16 protein-coding genes and 1 riboswitch are annotated in these 20,588 nt (G+C 64.3%); of the genes, 12 read left to right on the top strand and 4 right to left on the bottom strand.

The window, feature by feature from the left end; all coding sequences use genetic code 11:
• Positions 1-59: 59 nt before the first annotated feature.
• A complete protein-coding gene (locus E8E95_RS26315) occupies positions 60-1,508 on the bottom strand; it encodes a TolC family outer membrane protein (protein WP_280355068.1) in 1,449 nt (482 codons plus the stop codon).
• 218 nt (positions 1,509-1,726) lie between these two features.
• Positions 1,727-1,833, top strand: a riboswitch (TPP riboswitch).
• An 88-nt stretch (positions 1,834-1,921) separates the two neighbouring features.
• Between E8E95_RS26315 and thiC the strand changes: the two genes are divergently transcribed.
• Both thiC and cytX read left to right on the top strand, forming a co-directional pair.
• Complete coding sequence (thiC, locus tag E8E95_RS26310; RefSeq protein WP_280355066.1) at positions 1,922-3,805, top strand: phosphomethylpyrimidine synthase ThiC; 1,884 nt, start codon at positions 1,922-1,924, stop codon at positions 3,803-3,805.
• Between the two features lie 124 nt (positions 3,806-3,929).
• Entirely contained in the window at positions 3,930-5,231 is a 1,302-nt protein-coding gene (gene cytX, locus E8E95_RS26305) for a putative hydroxymethylpyrimidine transporter CytX (RefSeq protein WP_280355064.1), read from the top strand.
• On the opposite strand, the gene E8E95_RS26300 is transcribed toward cytX, so the two are convergent.
• A complete protein-coding gene (locus tag E8E95_RS26300) occupies positions 5,188-5,928 on the bottom strand; it encodes a DUF3298 and DUF4163 domain-containing protein (protein ID WP_280355062.1) in 741 nt (246 codons plus the stop codon). The two genes, cytX and E8E95_RS26300, sit on opposite strands and share 44 nt — an antisense overlap.
• A gap of 196 nt (positions 5,929-6,124) precedes the next feature.
• Here E8E95_RS26300 and E8E95_RS26295 point away from each other — a divergent pair, with 196 nt between their 5' ends.
• From E8E95_RS26295 to E8E95_RS26255, 9 genes are all read left to right on the top strand, one after another.
• Positions 6,125-6,742: an NUDIX domain-containing protein gene (locus E8E95_RS26295; protein WP_179062452.1), complete on the top strand. Its 618-nt coding sequence runs from the start codon at positions 6,125-6,127 to the stop codon at positions 6,740-6,742.
• Entirely contained in the window at positions 6,733-7,188 is a 456-nt protein-coding gene (locus E8E95_RS26290; protein WP_044870743.1) for a DUF1249 domain-containing protein, read from the top strand. The genes E8E95_RS26295 and E8E95_RS26290 overlap by 10 nt, the downstream gene beginning before the upstream one ends.
• Before the next feature lie 182 nt (positions 7,189-7,370).
• Positions 7,371-8,186 (top strand): 3',5'-cyclic-AMP phosphodiesterase, encoded by an 816-nt coding sequence (cpdA, locus tag E8E95_RS26285; protein WP_280355058.1) that lies wholly within the window; start codon positions 7,371-7,373, stop codon positions 8,184-8,186.
• On the top strand, positions 8,110-8,862 hold the full coding sequence (locus tag E8E95_RS26280; protein WP_280355056.1) for a YqiA/YcfP family alpha/beta fold hydrolase: 753 nt from the start codon (positions 8,110-8,112) through the stop codon (positions 8,860-8,862). The genes cpdA and E8E95_RS26280 overlap by 77 nt, the downstream gene beginning before the upstream one ends.
• A gap of 14 nt (positions 8,863-8,876) precedes the next feature.
• Positions 8,877-10,766 carry a DNA topoisomerase IV subunit B gene (gene parE, locus E8E95_RS26275; protein ID WP_280355055.1) on the top strand — a complete coding sequence of 630 codons (1,890 nt, stop codon included), beginning with the start codon at positions 8,877-8,879 and terminating at the stop codon, positions 10,764-10,766.
• Positions 10,763-11,746, top strand: coding sequence for an esterase-like activity of phytase family protein (locus E8E95_RS26270; RefSeq protein ID WP_280355052.1), 984 nt, complete (start codon positions 10,763-10,765; stop codon positions 11,744-11,746). The genes parE and E8E95_RS26270 overlap by 4 nt, the downstream gene beginning before the upstream one ends.
• Positions 11,743-12,267: a TIGR02281 family clan AA aspartic protease gene (locus tag E8E95_RS26265; protein WP_280355050.1), complete on the top strand. Its 525-nt coding sequence runs from the start codon at positions 11,743-11,745 to the stop codon at positions 12,265-12,267. The genes E8E95_RS26270 and E8E95_RS26265 overlap by 4 nt, the downstream gene beginning before the upstream one ends.
• A gap of 7 nt (positions 12,268-12,274) precedes the next feature.
• Complete coding sequence (parC, locus tag E8E95_RS26260; protein ID WP_280355048.1) at positions 12,275-14,533, top strand: DNA topoisomerase IV subunit A; 2,259 nt, start codon at positions 12,275-12,277, stop codon at positions 14,531-14,533.
• A 140-nt stretch (positions 14,534-14,673) separates the two neighbouring features.
• The gene (locus E8E95_RS26255) at positions 14,674-15,384 is read left to right on the top strand and encodes an ABC-type transport auxiliary lipoprotein family protein (RefSeq protein WP_179062564.1); all 711 of its coding nucleotides are present in this window, start codon (positions 14,674-14,676) and stop codon (positions 15,382-15,384) included.
• Positions 15,385-15,569: 185 nt separating this feature from the next.
• On the opposite strand, the gene E8E95_RS26250 is transcribed toward E8E95_RS26255, so the two are convergent.
• Positions 15,570-17,099 (bottom strand): AhpA/YtjB family protein, encoded by a 1,530-nt coding sequence (locus tag E8E95_RS26250; RefSeq protein ID WP_280355047.1) that lies wholly within the window; start codon positions 17,097-17,099, stop codon positions 15,570-15,572.
• A 136-nt stretch (positions 17,100-17,235) separates the two neighbouring features.
• Between E8E95_RS26250 and serB the strand changes: the two genes are divergently transcribed.
• Positions 17,236-18,450, top strand: coding sequence for a phosphoserine phosphatase SerB (serB, locus tag E8E95_RS26245; RefSeq protein ID WP_179062445.1), 1,215 nt, complete (start codon positions 17,236-17,238; stop codon positions 18,448-18,450).
• Positions 18,451-18,506: 56 nt separating this feature from the next.
• Here the strand turns inward: serB and E8E95_RS26240 are convergent, their stop codons facing one another.
• Positions 18,507-20,576, bottom strand: a complete 2,070-nt coding sequence (locus E8E95_RS26240) for an EAL domain-containing protein (RefSeq protein ID WP_280355046.1) — start codon at positions 20,574-20,576, stop codon at positions 18,507-18,509.
• Positions 20,577-20,588 lie beyond the last annotated feature (12 nt).

Below are 20,588 nucleotides of genomic sequence, written 5' to 3'. Positions count from 1 at the left end.
CCGACAATCCAATGAAAAAGCCCGGCATTCATGCCGGGCTTTTTCGTCTGGAGCGGAACTCAGTACTCCGGGTCGCCTTTCAGGCTGGCCTCTGCGGCCTTGGCCAGGTCCGGCGGAAGGAAGTCCTTGTCCGGGTCGTAGTCGGGTTTGAGGAAGGCAGCCAGGGCTTCCAGGTCGCCCGGACTCAGGGTGCCGGCGGCCTGCTTCAGACGCAGGTTGTCGAGAATGTAGTCATAGCGCGCGTTGTTGTAGTCGCGTACCGAGCTGTACAGCTGGCGCTGGGCGTCGAGCACGTCGACGATGTTGCGGGTACCCACCTGGTAGCCGATCTCGGTGGCTTCCAGTGCGCTCTGGTTGGAGATGATCGACTGCTTGCGTGCTTTCACCTGTTCCACGTCTGTGTTCACCGCGCGGTGGAAGTTGCGGGTGTTCTGCACAATGTTGCGGCGCAGGCTTTCACGCTGCTGCTCGGTCTGGTTCAGGCGCTGATAGGACTCACGCACTTGCGAGCTGGTCAGGCCGCCGCTGTAGATCGGGATGTTCAGCTGCAGGCCGATGCTGCGTTGCTCCACATCGCCACTGAACGGGTCCTGGCCAGGCAGGGTGGAACCGCTATTGCTGAAGCCGAGACTGTCGTTGTCGCCCTTCTGGTAGCTGGCCACCGCATCCAGGGTCGGCGCGTGGCCGGCCTTGCGCTGGCGCAGGGTTTCTTCGGCGGCGTCGACGGCGTAGTTGGCGGCCTGCAGGTTGAGGTTCTGCTGGGCGGCGGTATCGACCCACGCCTTCGCGTCGTTGGGCGCGGGCACCACGACCGGCAGGGTGTGGCGAATGCCCTCGATGGAGGGGTACTCGCGGTTGGTCAGGGTCACCAGCGCCTGGAAGGCGTCTTCCACATTGCGCTCGGCGATCATCCGGTTGGCGCGGGCGGTGTCATAACCGGCCTGGGCTTCCAGCACGTCGGTCTTGTCCGACAGGCCTACATCGAAGCGCTCATTGGCCTGGTCGAGCTGGCGCTTGAACGCTGCTTCCTCGGCCTTGGTGGAGGCCAGGTTGTCCTGGGCGCGCAGCACGGAGAAGTAGGTTTCCGCAGTCTGCAGGATCAGATCCTGCTGAATCGCGGAGAAGTCCAGCGAGGCCTGCTCGGTGAGAGACTCCGCGGCCTTCAGCTGGAACCAGCGGTCGGCACGGAAGATCGGCTGGCTCAGGGTCGCCTGGTAGGCGATGCCGCTGCGCGAAAAGGTGTTGGAGGGATCGTCCAGCTTGGTCCGGGTGTCGTTGGACGTGGCACCGCCGTTAATCTGCGGCAGCAGGCCGGAACGAGCCTGGGGTACGGCCTCGCGTTGCGCCTCGTAGTTGGCGCGGGAAGCGGCGAGGTCAGCGTTGTTGTCGACGGCGTCCTTGTAGACGGTCACGAGGTCCGTCTTGGCTGACAGGGGTGCATCTACGGCCCAGGCGGTTCCGGCAAAGGCGGAAGCCACGGCGATGGCCAGCGAGAGTCTGCGCAGCATGATCAATCCTGGATACTGAGGTGTCGGGCAAGGCTACGGGGGCGCTGGGGGCGGGTCAAGACGCCCCACAGGCGGCCTCAGTGTAGTTTGCGACAAGCTATGTTGCTTGCCTGCAACAATCCTTTCCTATTGAGGTACTTGCGTCATTTGTCGACGCGCCGGTCACATTATTCTGACCACCGGGTTGGTTTTCTCGGGCGAGCTTGTTTAGACTGCGCGAGTTCTTGTCGGGGTGCCTCGAATCGGAGGCTGAGATCGGAGAGTTCCGGATCCCGTTGAACCTGATCAGGTTAAAGCCTGCGTAGGGAACAAGATGTGCCTCCCCAACCCGCATTCCGGGAGGCCCCTCTCGGCACCAGCCCCGGTGCACTCTCTTTCAGGTTCGCTCCGACATCATCCCAGGAGCCAGCCCGATGACCGCAAAACAACAAAAGAACCTGAGCGAGAGCGCCCAGGTCGACCAGCAATCCATCCAGCCTTTCCCCCGTTCGCAGAAAGTCTATGTGCAGGGCTCCCGCCCGGATATCCGCGTGCCCATGCGCGAAATCAGCTTGGACGTGACGCCTACCGCCTTCGGTGGCGAGATCAACGCCCCGGTCACTGTCTATGACACCTCCGGCCCGTACACCGACCCGAGCGTCAGCATCGATGTGCGCAAGGGTCTGGCCGACGTGCGTTCGCCCTGGATCGAAGACCGCAACGACACCGAGCGTCTGCCGGGCCTGACCTCCGAGTTCGGTCAGCGTCGACTGGCCGATGCCGAGCTGTCGGCCATGCGTTTTGCCCATGTGCGCAACCCGCGCCGCGCCAAGGCCGGCCGCAACGTCACCCAGATGCACTACGCGAAGCAGGGCATCATCACGCCCGAGATGGAATACGTCGCCATCCGCGAGAACATGAAACTGGCCGAGGCGCGCGCTGCCGGCCTGCTGAAGGAGCAGCATCCGGGGCAGAGCTTCGGCGCCAGCATCCCCAAGGAAATCACCCCGGAGTTCGTCCGCGAGGAAATCGCCCGCGGTCGCGCCATCATCCCGGCGAACATCAACCACGTGGAGCTGGAGCCGATGATCATCGGCCGCAACTTCCTGGTGAAGATCAACGGCAACATCGGCAACTCGGCCCTGGGTTCGTCCATCGAAGAAGAAGTGGCCAAGCTGACCTGGGGCATCCGCTGGGGTTCGGACACCGTGATGGACCTGTCCACCGGCAAGCACATCCATGAAACCCGTGAGTGGATCATCCGCAACTCGCCGGTACCGATCGGCACCGTGCCGGTCTACCAGGCCCTGGAAAAGGTTGGCGGCATCGCCGAAGACCTGAACTGGGAGCTGTTCCGCGACACCCTGATCGAACAGGCCGAGCAGGGCGTGGACTACTTCACCATCCACGCCGGCGTATTGCTGCGCTACGTGCCGCTGACCGCCAAGCGCGTGACCGGCATCGTTTCGCGCGGCGGTTCGATCATGGCCAAGTGGTGCCTGGCTCACCACAAGGAGAATTTCCTCTACACCCACTTCGAGGAAATCTGCGAAATCATGAAGGCCTACGACGTCAGCTTCTCGCTCGGCGATGGCCTGCGTCCGGGTTCCATTGCCGATGCCAACGACGCCGCCCAGTTCGGTGAACTGGAAACCCTCGGCGAGCTGACCAAGATCGCCTGGAAACACGATGTTCAGACCATGATCGAAGGCCCCGGCCACGTGCCGATGCACCTGATCAAGGAGAACATGGACAAGCAGCTGGAATGCTGCGACGAGGCGCCGTTCTACACCCTCGGCCCGCTGACCACCGACATCGCCCCCGGTTACGACCACATCACTTCCGGCATCGGCGCCGCGATGATCGGCTGGTTCGGTTGCGCCATGCTCTGCTACGTGACCCCGAAGGAGCACCTGGGTCTGCCGAACAAGGATGACGTGAAGACCGGCATCATCACCTACAAGATCGCCGCCCACGCGGCCGACCTGGCCAAGGGGCATCCGGGCGCGCAGATCCGCGACAACGCCTTGTCCAAGGCGCGCTTCGAGTTCCGCTGGGAGGATCAGTTCAACCTCGGCCTGGACCCGGACACCGCGCGGTCCTTCCACGACGAGACCCTGCCGAAGGATTCGGCCAAGGTGGCGCACTTCTGCTCCATGTGCGGACCGAAGTTTTGCTCCATGAAAATCACCCAGGAAGTGCGTGACTACGCCAAGGAAAATGGCCTGACCGACGAACAGAAGGCCATCGAGGCCGGCTTCGCCGAGCAGTCCGGGCGCTTCAAGGACGAGGGATCGGTGATCTACAAGCAAGTGTGAGCGTCAGCTCTGGAACGATGAACAGGCACTGACCTGTCATCCCCACGCTGGAAGCCGGGCCTCGTGCCCGGCTTTCCGGTTTGTGGCCAATTCATAACTACAGTCCATCAGGGCAACTGCCAACGTGAACACCCCGACCAGCTACTCGCCGTCCATTCCGGTCGCCTTCGACCAGCGCGTTCTCGGCACGCGCGATCTGTTTTCCCTCTGGTTCTCCCTCGGCCTTGGCCTGATGGTGCTGCAGACCGGCGCGCTGCTGGCGCCGGGCCTCGGTGCCAGCGACGCACTGCTGGCTATATTCCTCGGCACCGGCGTCGGCGTGCTGCTGCTGGGTGCGGCCGCGATGATCGGCAGCGACACCGGCCTGGCCTCCATGGCGGCGATGAAGCTCAGCCTCGGCTCGGCGGGCGCGACCCTGCCAGCCTTCCTCAATCTGCTGCAACTCGTGGGTTGGGGCGCCTTCGAGATCATCGTGATGCGCGACGCGGCCAGCGTCCTGATCACTCGTGGCCTGGGCGAGGACAGCCTGTGGGCTTCACCCACGCTCTGGACCCTGGTGTTCGGCGCCCTGGCCACCTTGCTCGCGGTCGCCGGTCCGCTCGCTTTCGTACGTCGCATCCTGCGCCGCTGGGGCATCTGGCTGCTGCTGGGCGCCTGTGTCTGGCTGACCTGGGATCTGTTCAACCGCGCTGATTTCTCGGCCCTGATGGCGCGGGCCGGTGACGGTTCGATGAGCTTCGCCCTGGGCTTCGATATCGCCATCGCCATGCCGCTGTCCTGGCTGCCGCTGATCGCCGACTACTCGCGCTTCGGCCGTCGTGGTGGCGGCGTCTTCGCCGGTTCGGCCCTGGGCTTCTTCATCGGCTGCCTGTGGCTGATGGGCCTGGGCGTGGCCTACACCCTGGCGTTCGCCGAGGGCACCGATGCCAACGCACTGCTGCTGGCCCTGGCCGGCGCGGGCATGGGGATACCGCTGCTGCTGATCCTGCTGGACGAGTCGGAAAAGGCCTTTGCCGATATCCACTCGGCGGCAGTGTCCAGCGGCATCCTGCTGCCGCTGAAGGTCGAGCATCTGGCACTCGCCATTGGCCTGCTCTGCACCCTGATCGCCTGGTTCGCGCCGCTGGCCGATTACCAGAACTTCCTGCTGCTGATCGGCTCGGTATTCGCGCCACTGTTCGGCGTGGTGCTGGTGGATCACTTCGTCCTGCGTCGCCGCCGCGCCGATCTGGCGCCGCGCGTGGCATTGCGCTGGGACACGCTGGTTGCCTGGGGCTGCGGTGTCGCGATCTACCACCTGCTGGCCAATCGTTGGCCGGAGCTGGGTGCAACCCTGCCAGCCCTGCTGGCAGCCGGCGGGTTGCAATTGCTGCTGGGACGCTTCAGCCGCGTCCGGGGAAATACTGGGGCTTCAGTATTCCGTTGAGCTGCGGGTAGGGGATGCGAATCTCCGGGTGCCCGCTGGAGTAGGGTGCGATGCTGTACACGTCGTATTTGAGCAGCATCGCACCGTAGCCAAGGCCCACATTGGCGGTGCGTTCGAACGGCCAGGTCTTGATGAAGTCGGGGTCCTGGTCGAACTTGTTGGCCGCCAACCAGCGCAGGTGGGCCTGCTCGGCGACTTGCCAGAAGGCTTCTTCCTGACCGGGAAGCAACATGTCGCCAAGGCTCAGCGGCTTCTCCAGCTTGCGGTCGTAGTTGATGAAACCGCGTCCGGGCATGCCATGGGCACCACCGGTGAAGAGGTAGCTGGACAGCTCCACCAGCACGAGCTTGTCGTGCTGCTCCAGCACCTTGGCTTGCAGGTAGCTGCTCCAGCCCGGTTCGGCGCTGGCGAGAAAGTCCTTCTCGTAGGATTCGAGCGACGCCGGAAGCGGCTCGCCGGGGCCGTTCTGGGTCATCTTCAGCAATCGCTGGTTGATCAGCGAATTGAGCTGCGGCTCATCGGCGAAGCTGATGGTGTCGATGTTCACCAGCGGACAGGTTTCGCCCTGGCAGCCGGGCTTCAGGTGTTCCCAGGCGTGGCGCTGCGGTTCCAGTTTGGCGCTGCCGCCGGGCAGCATCTGGCAGGCGCTGAGCAGGACGCCGAGGCTGGCAGCGGCGAGGAGTCGGGCGAGGGGCATCGGCTTCATCATTCAGGGGCGGATTCCGAAAAAGTGCAGGCTTCGACTGCCATCGGGGCCGTGAGTTCGCGTTTCCCGGGCAGCTTTTCGCCGCGCATCTTCCCAGTCCGTGCCCCGTCTGCAAAGAGGCTGCAGCCTGCTCGACCAAGGGGTAGGATGCGCGAATCGAAGCCTTCCGCAGCAGTGAGACCCACCCATGACCGAAACCTTCAAGCCGGGCCCCGACGCTGTCGAGATCGTCGAACGAGAAACCTGTTTCCAAGGTTTCTACCGCCTGGACCGCCTGAGCCTGCGCCATCGCTTGTTCTCCGGCGACATGGGACCGGTCATCCATCGGGAACTCTTCGTTCGTCACGATGCTGTCTGCGTGCTGCCCTATGATCCGCAACGGGATGCGGTGGTGCTGATCGAACAATTCCGCGTCGGTGCCTTCGGCAAGAGCGAAAGCCCGTGGCTGCTGGAACTGGTGGCGGGGTTGATCGACAAGGACGAGGAACCGGAGGAGGTCGCCCGTCGGGAAGCCGTCGAAGAAGCCGATCTGCAGTTGACTTCGCTGTGGCCGATCACCACCTACTATCCTTCACCAGGGGGCTCCAACGAGCGTGTGCACCTGTACCTCGGACGTTGCGACAGCAACGGCGCGGGCGGCGTACACGGGCTGGCGGAGGAGGGCGAAGATATCCGCGTGCACGTGCTGCCGCTGGAAGACGCCCTGGCCCTGATGCGTGAAGGGCGGCTGGACAACGCCGCGAGTATGCTGGCCTTGCAGTGGCTGGCGCTGAACCGTGCTGAAGTCAGGGGGTTGTGGACGTGAATCTGTTGCGCGATCGCTACCGGGTCGATCTCATCGGGCTGCAAGCAGCCTGTGAGGCGAACTACGCGCGCCTGATGCGTCTGCTTCCGCAGATGCGCGAGGTGCGTGGTTCCCGCCGCGTCGCGCTGAGCCAGGGCGAGCGCCTGCTCGGTGTTTTGGCCCTGGAAGTGGTCGAAGCCTGCCCCTATACCACCACGCTGCAGGTGCGCCAGGAGCACAGCCTGCCCTGGCTGCCGTCGCCACAGCTGGAAGTGCGCGTCTACCATGACGCGCGCATGGCGGAAGTGGTCGGTGCCGAGAATGCACGGCGATTCCGCAGCGTGTATTCCTATCCCAACGCCGACATGCACCAGCCTGATGAGAAGAGTCAGCTCAATCTCTTCCTCGGTGAGTGGCTGAGCCATTGCCTGGCTTGTGGCCACGAACTGGAACCGGTCGTCCTCTAAACTCTGGGCGAAACGCCCCGCGATCGACGGGCTCCCGCAGGTCCTGCTTTTGTCTGCAAGCGCCTGCGACTGGTCGGCCAGCTTGATCCGCAGCCGCCAAATGTGAACCATTCCCGCTTCGCGGGTTTACCCATTGCGCGCGCAGCAACCATAATCGGAACACCTTGCCCGAGGAGAAGGCCTTGCCCAATCCATTCCCCCCTGCCGCTGACGAGTCGGTGCTGCTGGTGCAGCTGTCCGACAGCCACCTGTTCGCCGAGGCGGACGGCAAGCTGCTGGGCATGGAAACCCGCGACAGCTTGCTGCGGGTGATCGATCAGGTGCTCCGGGAGCAGCCGCGCATCGACCTGGTACTGGCTACGGGCGACCTGTCCCAGGACGGCTCGGTCGAGTCCTACGAAGCATTCCGGGATCTGACTGCGGTCATTCCCGCGCCTGCCCGCTGGTTCCCGGGCAATCACGATGAAGTTCCGGTGATGCGTGATGTGTGCGCTGGCACCGCCGAGCTGGAACCCATCGTCGACTTCCCCCATTGGCGTCTGGTTTTGCTGGATTCCACCATTGCCGGCGCGGTCCCCGGACATTTCCCCGCCGAGCAGTTGGCATTTCTGGAAAGTGCCCTCGAAGGGGCCGGCGAGCGCCATGTGCTGGTCAGCTTCCATCATCATCCGGTGCCCATCGGCTGCACCTGGATGGACCCGATCGGCGTACGCAACCCCGACAGCCTGTTCGCCGTGCTGGATCGTTATCCACAGGTGCGGGCGCTGCTCTGGGGCCACGTTCACCAGGAGTTCGACCAGGTCCGCAATGGCGTACGCCTGCTGGCGTCGCCATCCACCTGCGTGCAGTTCGCGCCGGGCAGCGAGGATTTCTGCGTGGGTAACGAGGCACCGGGTTATCGCTGGTTGCGCCTGACCCGTGATGGTCGCGTGGAAACCGGCGTTTCGCGGGTCACCGGGATCACCTTCGAAGTGGACTACAGCATCAAGGGTTATTGACCTTCGCGCCGCGGCACGGCAAGAAGTACAACTTTCCCTCGATCTGCCAGGAAACCGCGTGTCCAGCTCGCAACCCAGCCTCCTTTATATACACGGCTTCAACAGCTCGCCGGCGTCGCTCAAGGCGCGCCAGCTCGGCACGCTCATGCAGCACCTCGGCCTGGCCGAACGCCTGCAAGTTCCGGCTCTGCATCATCATCCGCGACTGGCCCTCGGCCAGCTCGAGGACGCGATCGCCGAACTGGGGCGCCCGGTGCTGGTCGGCAGCTCCCTGGGCGGCTACTATGCGACCCACCTGGCCGAACGCCACGGCCTGAAGGCCGTGCTGATCAACCCCGCGGTCGCCCCGTATCGGTTGTTCGACGGCCAGCTTGGCCCACAGAAGAACTATTACAGCGACGAAATCTGGGAGCTGACGCTGGAGCATGTGATGGCGCTGGCCGAACTGGAAGTGCCGCCCCCACAGGACCCGGCCCGTTACCAGGTGTGGTTGCAGACGGCCGATGAAACCCTCGATTACCGCCAGGCTGAGCGCTACTACCGCGCCTGCGCCTTGCGTATCGAAGCGGGCGGCGACCACGGTTTCCAGAACTTCCCTGCCCATCTGCCCGCCTTGCTGGCCTTTGCCGGCTTTCCCGCGCAGCTGTGGCGTGACATCGACTTTTCCGACCTCTGACTGAAAGGGAATCCATGGCTACTTACAACGCGGATGCCATCGAAGTCCTCTCCGGCCTCGACCCGGTGCGCAAGCGCCCGGGCATGTACACCGACACCTCCCGACCCAATCACCTGGCCCAGGAAGTCATCGACAACAGCGTGGACGAGGCCCTGGCAGGCCACGCCCGCAGCGTTCAGGTGATCCTCCATGAGGACAACTCGCTGCAGGTCATCGACGATGGCCGCGGCATGCCGGTGGATATCCACCCCGAGGAAGGGGTGCCCGGTGTCGAGCTGATCCTCACCAAGCTGCACGCCGGCGGCAAGTTCTCCAACAAGAACTACCAGTTCTCCGGTGGCCTCCATGGCGTGGGCATCTCGGTGGTGAACGCCCTGTCCACCCGCGTCGAAGTGCGGGTGAAGCGCGAGGGCAGCGAATACATGATGACCTTCGCCGATGGCTTCAAGGCCAGCGAGCTGGACGTCATCGGCAGTGTCGGCAAGCGCAACACCGGTACCAGCGTGCATTTCTGGCCGGATGCCAAGTATTTCGACTCCCACAAATTCTCCGTCAGCCGCCTCAAGCATGTGCTCAAGGCCAAGGCCGTCCTTTGCCCGGGTCTTTCCGTCACCTTCGAAGACAAGGCCAGCGGCGAGCGCGTCGAATGGCATTACGAAGATGGCCTGCGTTCCTACCTGGTGGATGCCGTCAGCGAGTTCGAGCGACTGCCGAGCGAGCCCTTCTGCGGCAGCCTGGCGGGTAACAAGGAGGCGGTGGACTGGGCGCTGCTCTGGCTGCCCGAAGGTGGCGACAGCGTCCAGGAAAGCTACGTCAACCTGATCCCGACCGCTCAGGGCGGCACCCATGTCAACGGCCTGCGCCAGGGCCTGCTGGACGCCATGCGGGAGTTCTGCGAGTTCCGCAACCTGCTGCCGCGCGGCGTCAAGCTGGCGCCCGAAGACGTCTGGGAGCGCATCGCTTTCGTCCTCTCGATGAAAATGCAGGAGCCGCAGTTCTCCGGCCAGACCAAGGAGCGCCTGTCCTCCCGCGAGGCGGCGGCCTTCGTCTCCGGCGTGGTCAAGGATGCCTTCAGCCTCTGGCTCAACGAGCACCCGGACCTGGGCATGCAGTTGGCGGAGCTGGCGATCAGCAACGCCGGCCGCCGTCTCAAGGCGGGTAAGAAGGTCGAGCGCAAGAAGATCACCCAGGGCCCGGCGCTGCCCGGCAAGCTGGCAGACTGCGCGGGCCAGGACCCGATGCGATCCGAGCTCTTCCTGGTGGAAGGTGACTCCGCCGGCGGTTCGGCCAAGCAGGCGCGGGACAAGGAATTCCAGGCGATCATGCCGCTGCGAGGCAAGATCCTGAACACCTGGGAAGTGGATGGCGGCGAAGTGCTGGCCTCCCAGGAAGTGCATGACATCGCCGTCGCCATCGGCGTCGACCCCGGCGCGACCGATCTCAGCCAGCTGCGCTATGGCAAGGTCTGCATCCTCGCCGACGCTGACTCCGACGGCCTGCACATCGCCACGCTGCTGTGCGCGCTGTTCGTTCGCCACTTCCGCCAGCTGGTGGAAGCCGGGCACGTCTATGTGGCGATGCCGCCGCTGTTCCGTATCGACCTGGGCAAGGAGATCTACTACGCCCTGGATGAAGCCGAGCGCGACGGCATTCTCGATCGCCTGGTGGCCGAGAAGAAGCGTGGCAAACCGCAGGTCACACGATTCAAGGGCCTGGGCGAGATGAACCCGCCGCAGCTGCGCGAAACCACCATGGACCCGAACACGCGTCGCCTGGTCCAGCTGACCCTCGAGGACGCGGAGGGCACAGTGGAAGTCATGGACATGCTGCTGGCGAAGAAACGCGCGGGTGATCGCAAGTCCTGGCTGGAGTCCAAGGGCAACCTGGCCGAGGTCATGGCGTGAGGGGAGTCTTTTTCCTCCTCGGCCTGTTGTCCTGTGCACCGCTCTGGGCCGCCGACGATCCGGAACAACTGAGGCTGGCCTTCGAATACCCGGTAGAAGGCATGCGCCAGGGCAACCTTTCAGGGCTGGCCCGCTGCGGCGACGACCTGGTGGCGGTCTCCGATCGGGTGGATAGCCAGCTTTACCGGCTCAAACCCATCGGTGGCGTACTCCAGGCCGAAGCCGAGACCTTCCATGCGCCGCCACCTCCCCAGAGCAGCCTGCCCTGGGGTGTGCGCGCACGTTCCTGGGTCATCAGCCTGCTGCGGGGCAACGACCTGGATTTCGAAGGCATCAGCTGCGATGCCGCCGGCAATCGCTACCTGGTGAGCGAGGCCAATGCGGCGGTTCTGCAGTTGCCGGTGTCCGGTGAGCCCAGCTGGCTGCTGCTGCCGGACAACCTGATCCGTCAGGCCCGCGCCAGTGGCATGCTGCTGCACTTCAATGCCTTGCTTGAAGGTATTGCCATCGATCCCAAGGGCGAGCGCCTCTGGCTGGCCGCCGAACGCGAGCGCCGGGGCCTGATGGTGGTCCACAAGCAGCAGTCCACCTGGAATTGCACCGGCGGCTGCGTGATCTTGAGCGAGGGGGGTACCGAACGTCCGCCAGCACCCGTCGGCAGCGAGCAACAGATGCCGCGGGATTTCTCCGACGTCGCCTTCCACGAAGAGAAACTCTTCACCCTGGAGCGCCTGGCGCATCAGGTCTGCCGGCGCAAGCTGAGCAATGGCGAAGTCGAGCGTTGCTGGTCCTTCGCCGAGGAAGCGCTGGCCGATACCCGTCGATACGGTGTGCCTTTCGGGGTGGCCGAGGGTCTGTGGATAGATGCCGAAGGGGCCTGGATCGGCCTCGACAACGGCGGCAAGGCCCGCGGCGACGGCGAGCGGCGCCCGATCGTCTGGCGCTTCACCGCGCCGAAGGGCGGCTGGAGCGCGAAATGACCACACAGACGCCGGGCAAACGTGTGGGAAGGGTCATGCTGGTGCTCGCCTGGGGCATCGGCCTGATCCTGGCCACGCGTTACTTCGGCGTCTGGGAGGACCAGCAGCACAATCCCAATCGTGCACCCGAGTCGGTGAAGGGCGACGGCTATGTGGAAGTGCGCCTGGCCAGCAGCCGCCAAGGGCATTACCTGCTGGATGGCCGCATCGACGGCCAGGGCGTGACCTTCCTGCTCGATACCGGCGCCACCCAGGTGGCCGTACCGGCGCGGCTGGCTGAACGCCTTGGACTGAAACCCGGCGCGGCGGTCACCCTGAGTACCGCCAACGGCCGCGTCACCGGCCATCGCACCCAGTTGCAGGACCTGCGCCTGGGCGACATCCGCCTGACCCAGGTGCCGGCAATCATCGTGCCGGGCATGGACGGCGAAGAGGTGCTGCTTGGCATGAGCGCCCTCAAACAACTCGAATTCACCCAGCGCGACGGCACCCTGGTGCTGCGCCAAGTCACTTCTCCGTGAGGCACGCATGAGCGAATCCCTCGATCTGAGCCTGGAAGGCGTGGAGCGCCGCTCCCTGGCCGACTTCACCGAACAGGCCTACCTCAACTACTCCATGTACGTGATCATGGACCGCGCCCTGCCGCATATCGGCGACGGTCTGAAGCCCGTACAGCGCCGCATCATCTACGCCATGAGCGAACTGGGCCTCGACGCCGACTCCAAGCACAAGAAGTCGGCGCGTACCGTCGGTGACGTGCTCGGCAAGTTCCACCCCCATGGCGACTCCGCCTGCTATGAAGCGATGGTGCTGATGGCCCAGCCCTTCAGCTACCGCTATACGCTGGTCGACGGCCAGGGTAACTGGGGTGCTCCGGACGATCCCAAGTCATTCGCCGCCATGCGTTACACCGAGGCGCGCCTGTCGCGCTATTCGGAGGTCCTGCTGTCCGAACTGGGGCAGGGCACTGTGGACTGGGTGCCGAACTTCGACGGCACTCTGAATGAGCCCGCGACCTTGCCGGCGCGTTTGCCCAACCTGCTGCTCAACGGCACCACCGGCATTGCCGTGGGCATGGCCACCGACGTACCGCCGCACAACCTGCGTGAAGTCGCCGCTGCTTGCGTGCGTCTGCTGGACGAGCCGAGCGCCACCGTGGAGCAACTCTGCGAACACATTCTCGGCCCGGACTTCCCCACCGAGGCCGAGGTGATCACCCCCCGTGCCGAACTGCTGAAGATCTACGAATCCGGTCGTGGCTCGGTGCGCATGCGTGCCGTGTACCGCGTGGAGGACGGCGATATCGTCGTCACCGCGCTGCCGCACCAGGTCTCGGGCTCCAAGGTGCTCGAGCAGATCGCCGGTCAGATGCAGGCCAAGAAGCTGCCGATGGTGGCCGACCTGCGAGATGAGTCGGACCACGAGAACCCGACGCGCATCGTCATCATCCCGCGTTCCAACCGAGTGGACGCCGATGAGCTGATGCAGCACCTGTTCGCCACCACCGACCTGGAATCCAGCTATCGGGTCAACACCAACGTCATCGGTCTGGACGGCAAGCCCCAGGTCAAGGACCTGCGCACCCTGCTCAGTGAATGGCTGACCTATCGCATCGGCACGGTGCGCCGTCGCCTGCAGTTCCGCCTGGACAAGGTAGAGAAGCGCCTGCACCTGTTGGACGGCTTGCTGGTCGCCTTCCTCAACCTGGACGAAGTGATTCACATCATCCGCACCGAAGACCAGCCCAAGCCGGTGCTGATGGCGCGCTTCGAACTCAGCGAAATCCAGGCGGACTACATCCTCGACACCCGCCTGCGTCAGCTGGCGCGCCTCGAGGAAATGAAGATTCGTGGCGAGCAGGATGAATTGCTGAAAGAGCAGAAGAAGCTGCTGGCGCTGCTGGGCAGCGATACCAAGCTGAAGAAGCTGGTGCGCGACGAGCTGATCAAGGATGCCGAAACCTACGGCGACGACCGTCGTTCTCCGATAGTCGCCCGTGCCGAGGCCCGCGCCTTGTCGGAAACCGAGCTGATGCCCACCGAGCCGGTGACCGTCGTGTTGTCCGAAAAGGGCTGGGTGCGCTGCGCCAAAGGCCACGATATCGATGCCACCGGCCTGTCCTACAAGGCGGGTGACGGGTTCAAGGCGGCCGCCCCCGGACGTTCGAACCAATATGCGGTGTTCATCGACTCCACAGGTCGCAGCTACTCGCTCGCGGCCCATACGCTGCCCTCGGCGCGTGGCCAGGGCGAGCCGCTCACCGGCCGCCTGACGCCGCCTCCGGGCGCCAGCTTCGACTGCGTGATGCTGCCAGAAGACGATGCCACCTATGTCATCGCCTCGGATGCCGGTTACGGCTTCGTGGTAAAAGGTGCCGACTTGCAGGCCAAGAACAAGGCCGGCAAGGCCCTGCTCAGCCTGCCCAATGGGGCCAAGGTGGTTGCTCCACGGCCCGTGCAGAGTGTCGAAGAAGACTGGTTGGCGGCCGTCACCACCGAAGGTCGTCTGCTGCTGTTCAAGGTGGCCGACCTGCCTCAGCTGGCCAAGGGCAAGGGCAACAAGATCATCGGTATACCCGGCGATCGCGTGGCCAGCCGCGAGGAATACCTCACCGACCTGGCGGTGCTGCCGGCCGGTGCAACCCTGGTCCTCCAGGCCGGCAAGCGCACCCTTTCGCTCAAGGCGGATGATCTGGAGCACTACAAGGGCGAGCGTGGACGCCGGGGCAACAAGCTGCCGCGTGGCTTCCAGCGGGTCGATGCACTGCAGGTGGAACCGCTGGCCTGACGCTGACGACGGCGAATTGACGTGGGGCTATGGAGTCCTGCGTCACATTGACGGATGATATGTCCCCTCGCCATTCACTGATGATGGCCAAGACGAATGAATTCGACTGCAGGCTGCCCACAAGGCGGCCGTGGGTGAGATTGATGACTTTGCGTTTCCCCGTGGCATTGATGCTGGTGAGCCTGCTTGGGCTTACTGGCTGCGTACATAGCCCCCCTATTCCGATGTTCCAGCTGGACGCGGGCACCCCGGAGGTGCCCTCCAAGAAGGCTGGGATGCAAGTTCTGCTCGGTCCGGTGACCGTGGCCGACTATCTTCAGCGCGAAACCCTCCTGCAGCGCCAGGCCGACGGCACCCTGACCGCCGCACCGGATGGTCGCTGGGCCGGCAGTCTGGCAGCGGATATCGATCAGGTACTGCTGCGTCAGCTGTCCTGGCGCCTGGACAGCCAGCGCCTGGTGCTGGCACCGGGTAATCCTGGCTTCACACCTGAAGTGCAAGTCCTGCTGACCATCAGCCGATTGGACTCGGGTCCGCAACGCCCGGCTGTGCTGGAAGCCCAATGGCGCCTGCTGGATCGTGCGGGTCAGCTGCGTGACAGCCGCCTGGTGCGTCTGGAAGAGGCCCATGCCGGTACCGCTGCCGACCAGGTGCGCGCGCAGAGCAAATTGCTGCAACAGCTGGCCGAGCAGCTGGCTGCTGCGGTTAAACCCCTGGAAGGCCAGCCGGTTGTCGTCGAGGCGCCGCGCAAACCTGCAGCGCCAGCCCCGGCGAAGGCCAAGGAACCGCAGCCGCCAAAGATCCCCATGGCGGCTCCGGTGCGCACGGATGTGGAAGTCTTCCGCTTCTGATCGCTGGATTGTGAAAAAGCCCGCTCAATGCGGGCTTTTTTCTGCCTGATCGTCCGGTTTCCTGAGTCCGCTGAGCTAACGCCGCATCCTATCTGTAGGAGCGAAGCGGGGTTCACTCTGGAAAGTCCGGGCATCGGCTACAAAAAAAAGCCCGCATCAAGCGGGCTTTTTCGTCATTCGTGCATTCAATGCGCACGGGCTTCATGCATGCGCGCCAGTTGGCGCTCGAGCAGCGAGGGATAAGGCTCCAGCAGGCGTTCAACGCAGCAGGCGCCTTCCGGGCTGGTGATGGCGCGGATGCGCGCGCGCTGGCGGACCAGTTCGTCGTCGGCGATGGCGCGCTCCACCAGCAGCAGGTTGCGGCTGTGCTGGCTCAGTGCCAGGGCGCTCTGGGTGGTGTCATTGAGCAGGAGGTCGCCTTGGCCGAGGCTGGAAAGGTCGTCACCCAGGGTAAGGCCTAGTTGCAGCTGCAGAGTGATGCCGCTGTCGGCGACCTCGATCTGCAGGGCGTGGCCAAGGGCGCGCATGAGCTCACCGCAGCAGAGGGCGTGGGTGAGGTAGTCCTCGCCGCCGTCCTGGCTGTGGAACAGCATCAGGCTGCTGCCGTCGTTCAGGGTCAGCAACTGGCCGTGATAAAGGCGGGCGGCCTGGTCGAGACAGTCGCGATAGCGTTGCAGCAGGTCCATCAAGCGCGTGCGCGGCAGGCGGCGCAATTGGTCCTGTGCACCCAGCTGGATGGCCAGGACGGCACTGTTCTGGGGCTCTTGCTCTGCGACTGGGGCGGGGGCCGGGGTCGGCTCGGCCGATTCCTCGCGCAGCTCGGAGAACGGGCCTTCGTCGTCCGGGGTGAACAGCTTGCTCGGCGTTTCGTCTTCGCCGTCGAAGCTGTCGTCACGCAGGTCGCGGACTTCGAAGTGATCCTGCTCGTCCTGCTCGTCTTGCTCTTCGTCCAGGTAGTCTTCGTCCGCTTCGGCGAAGTCCATTTCGGGGATGGACTCCAGTTCCGGCTCGGGTTCCGGTTTTTCCGGTACGAGGCGGGCTTGCAACTGGCGGGCGAGATCACCGATTTCGTCCTGGCGACCGGCCCCTGGGGCGGGGTCGTCGGGGTCGCGCAGCCATACGCGCAGTTGCAGCAGCGGCGTGGAGATATGGCGGCCGAGGCGCAGGCTCAGGGACAGGGTCAACGCCAGCAGGATCAGGCTGAGCAGCCCCATGCTCTGCAGGCTGATGGTCATGGGCTGCTGGAACTGCTCCATGTCCAGGCTCAGGCGCAGGTGGCCGGCAATCACTTCCTGGAAGGTGATGGGGGTGGAATACAGGCCCTCGGTCTCGCCCAGCAGGCCCTGCTTTGGACGTGACCCCGCTTCGGCGAGGATGCGGTTGTCCACGCTGTAGATGGCAGCGTGGGCCACCAGCGGGTTCTTCACCAGGTTATTCAGCAGCACGTTGAGGCTGAGGATGTCGTTGGACACCAGCAGCTCCGTGGCGGATGCGGCGGTCTGCGCCGTCAGGCTCTGGCCCAGGGCGTCGGCCTGCTGCTGCATGGCCTGCTTGAACTGCATGCCCATGACCCAGGCGTAGATCACCAGTGCCAGCGCCACCAGGAGCAGGCTGTGGCTGGCGATGCGCAGGGCGATCGGCACGCGGCGCTGGCGCAGGGCGTGGAAGATCAACAGGAAGAAATTGTCGGGTTTGACAGGCGTGGGCCGGTTCACAGAGCGCGGCTCTTCTCGGACGAAATTGTGGCGCAGTATAGCGAGCGCCCCTTGCAGGGCATAGCGCCGGGCATGCTACGAGTGCTGCGAAAGTGGGTAGAATGTGCGCCTTTTCATGCGTTGAGTGAGGTGCGCCTTGCGCGAAATTGTCCTGATCAACATCACTGGCGAGGACCGCCCCGGCCTGACCGCGGCCATTACCGGTGCTCTGGCCCAGGGCGGCGTGAATATCCTGGATATCGGCCAGGCGGTGATACACGACACCTTGTCGTTCGGCATCCTGGTGGAAATCCCGGATAACGCCGAGGCCTCGGCCGTGCTGAAGGACGTGCTGTTCACTGCCTACAAGCTGGACCAGCAGGTGCGTTTCACCCCGGTTCCCGAAGCGGATTACCAGCAGTGGGTCGATGGCCAGGGCAAGAGCCGTTATATCGTCACCCTGCTGACCCGCAAGGTCACCGCCGAGCAGCTGCAGCGAGTGAGCTCGATTACCGCCAAGTACGGCCTCAACATCGACCACATCGACCGTCTGTCGGGTCGCATGCCGCTGGATACGCCTGCTGACCAAGGCAAGGGCTGCATCGAGTTCTCCGTTCGCGGCGAGCCGGCGGATCCCGTGGCCCTGCGCGCCGAATTCCTCAGCGTGGCCCAGGAGCTGAATGTCGACATCGCCTTCCAGCGCGACTCCCTGTTCCGCCGCAACCGCCGCCTGGCCGTGTTCGACATGGATTCGACCCTGATCGAAGCCGAGGTGATCGACGAACTCGCCAAGGCCGCTGGCGTGGGCGAGCAGGTCGCCGAGATTACCGAGCGTGCCATGCGTGGCGAGCTGGACTTCCGCGCCAGCTTCAAGGAGCGCCTGGGGCTGCTCAAGGGGCTGTCTGAGGACGTGCTGGAAGAAATAGGTGCTTCCCTGCGCCTGACCGAAGGGGCGGAAACCCTGTTCGCCGAGCTCAAGCGCCTGGGCTACAAGACTGCGATCCTCTCCGGCGGCTTCAGCTATTTCGCCAAGCAACTGCAGGAAAAGCTCGGGATCGACTACGTATTCGCCAACGAATTGCAGATCGTCGACGGCAAGCTGACCGGCGTGGCCATCGAACCGATCGTCGACGCCCAGCGCAAGGCCGATCTGCTGCGCGAGTTGGCGCAGAAAGAAGGCTTGCGTCTGGAGCAGACGATCGCCGTCGGCGATGGCGCCAACGATCTGCCGATGCTGGGGCTGGCGGGGCTGGGCGTGGCCTTCCGTGCCAAGCCGCTGGTCAAGCAGTCGGCCAAGCAGGCCATCTCCACCCTAGGGCTGGACGGCATCCTTTATCTGCTCGGTTTCCGCGACCGCGACGGCAAGGACTGATCGTCCAGCTGGACATGAAAAAGCCGCCTTCGGGCGGCTTTTTCGTTGCAGGCGGGTTACTCGTCGCCGGACGAGAAGTCGTAGTCCATCGCCTGGCTGGGCCCTTGCAGGTAATAGCCCTGGATGTAGTTGACGCCGGCCTGCCAGAGGGTCGCCAGTACGCTGGCGGTCTCGACGAAGGGCACGATGGTCAGCTTGGCCTGGGCATGCAGGCTGGCCAGCAAGGTCTTGAGGACTTCCTGGTTCTCGGCGCGGCTGAGGTCCTGGGTGAAGGAGCCGTCCACTTTCACGAAGTCGATGGAGAGATGCTTGAGGGTGTTGAACGGGTTGAGGGCACAGCCGAACTGGCTGAGCGCCACCTGGCAGTGCAGCTCGGCGAGACCCTGGGTCAGCGCTTTGGCTTGTTTCAGGTAGGCGATGGCATCCGGTTCGCTGAACTGGAAGATCAGCGCGTCGGACGGCAGTCGCGCCGCTTTCAGGGCCACGCTGAGCCAGGGCAGCAAGGTCTGGTCCTGCAGGCTGGCGCCCGAGAGATGAACGAAGAGCCGCGTGTTGTGGCCCTTGGTGCGGTGCTCGGCGAGCAGCTTGATAGAATTGAGGATCACCCAGCGGTCGATCTTCTCGGCGAGGCCGGCTTCCTTCGCCGCGTCGAGGAAGTCAACCGGCGGTACTTCCGCGCCTTGCGGGTTGAGCAGGCGCAGCAGCACTTCGTAGTGCTCGAAACTGTCACCGCGCAGGCTGATGATCGGCTGGAACAGCAGTCGGAAGCTGTTGTTCTCCAGGGCCTGCTGGACCATGGCCACGAGGCTGCCCCGGTTGGCCGCCGCCGCGAGCTCATCGGCAGGGTTGTAAAGCTTGAGACCGTTCGCGTCGCCCAGCTCGTCGGCACAGCGGTGGGCGCGGTCCACCACGTCCTGGGCCTTCGGCGTGGTCTCACTGAGACCGGCAACGCCAATACACAGGTTGAGCTGCACGGTACGGCTGCTGACATCGAACAGATGGATGTCGATCTTCTTCAGCAGGCCCTGCAGTCCTTCTGCCGCCTGTTCCGGCGTGATTCCCTGCTGCAGGACACTGAAGACGTCGTCGCCATAGCGGGCGAGTTGCGCATCGCCGGCGAAGTGGGCGCGCAGCAGGTTGGCCAGATCCGTGAGCAGCAGGTCGACGCCGGCGATGCCGATTTCGGCCAGCAGGCTGGAATAGCGTGCGACGCGGATGTACGCGAGGCTCGATGGCTGGCTGGCCTTGACTGCGCGCTCGGCAGCGGCGTCGAGCATCTCGTTGAAGTGGGAGCGGTTGAACAGGCCGGTGACCAGGTCCTGGCTGCTGATCTCGCGAAGCTTCTCTTCCAGTTCGGTGCTGTCGGTTTCGGCGCGGATCACCACCTGGATACACGGCTCGCCATCGTAGGTGGCGGGGGAGAAGTTCATGCGTGCCTGGAAGCTCTGGCCGTCGACCTTGCAGCCGTTGCAGGTGAGCTCGCCACTGCCTTCGCCTTCGCGATAATTCTTCAGGAAGTCCTTGAATCCGGCCTGGTCGGCACCGGCGATCAGGTCGATCATCGGCATGCCTTCGAGTTCGTCACCGTCGTCGTAGCCGAACATCTCCACGTAGGCGCGGTTTGCATAGATGTGCATGCCGTCGTGTACGTAGGCGATGGCATCGACCGAGCTGTCCAGTAGCAACTGGCAGCGTTTCTCCGCTTCCCGCAGGCTGACCTCGGCGGCGCGACGGGCGCGGCGTTGCTCGAGGTTGGCCAGCTCACGGTTGGCCACCAGCACAAGCCGTTCATCCTCGCCTTGGGGCAGGGCGTCCTGCGCACCCAGGGCCAGGGCCTCGGTGATGAGGTCGGAGTCGTTGTCCTGCACCAGTTGGATGAAGGGGATGTCCTTGGACTGGCGCCGAATGCTGCCGAGGGCTTCGCCGGGGCTCAGGTGTTCGCTGCTGGGCGCGGCTATCAAGAGGTCCCAGCTCTGCTGCAGGACTTCATTGAGGTCGTCGGCGGAAACAATGCGATGGACTCGCGTCGCGCGACCGGCGTTGCGGAACAGGCTGACCAGGCGCTCGGCTTCGTTCTGCGAGTCTTCCAGGATCAGCAGACGGATCGTTTTCTTTTCGATGGCCATGGCCTGTGCTTA

This window comes from Pseudomonas sp. BN414, assembly GCF_029871275.1.
Lineage (GTDB): Bacteria > Pseudomonadota > Gammaproteobacteria > Pseudomonadales > Pseudomonadaceae > Metapseudomonas > Metapseudomonas resinovorans_C.
The sequence above is the reverse complement of the archived record's forward strand: the minus strand, read 5'-3'. Positions and strand labels throughout refer to the sequence as shown.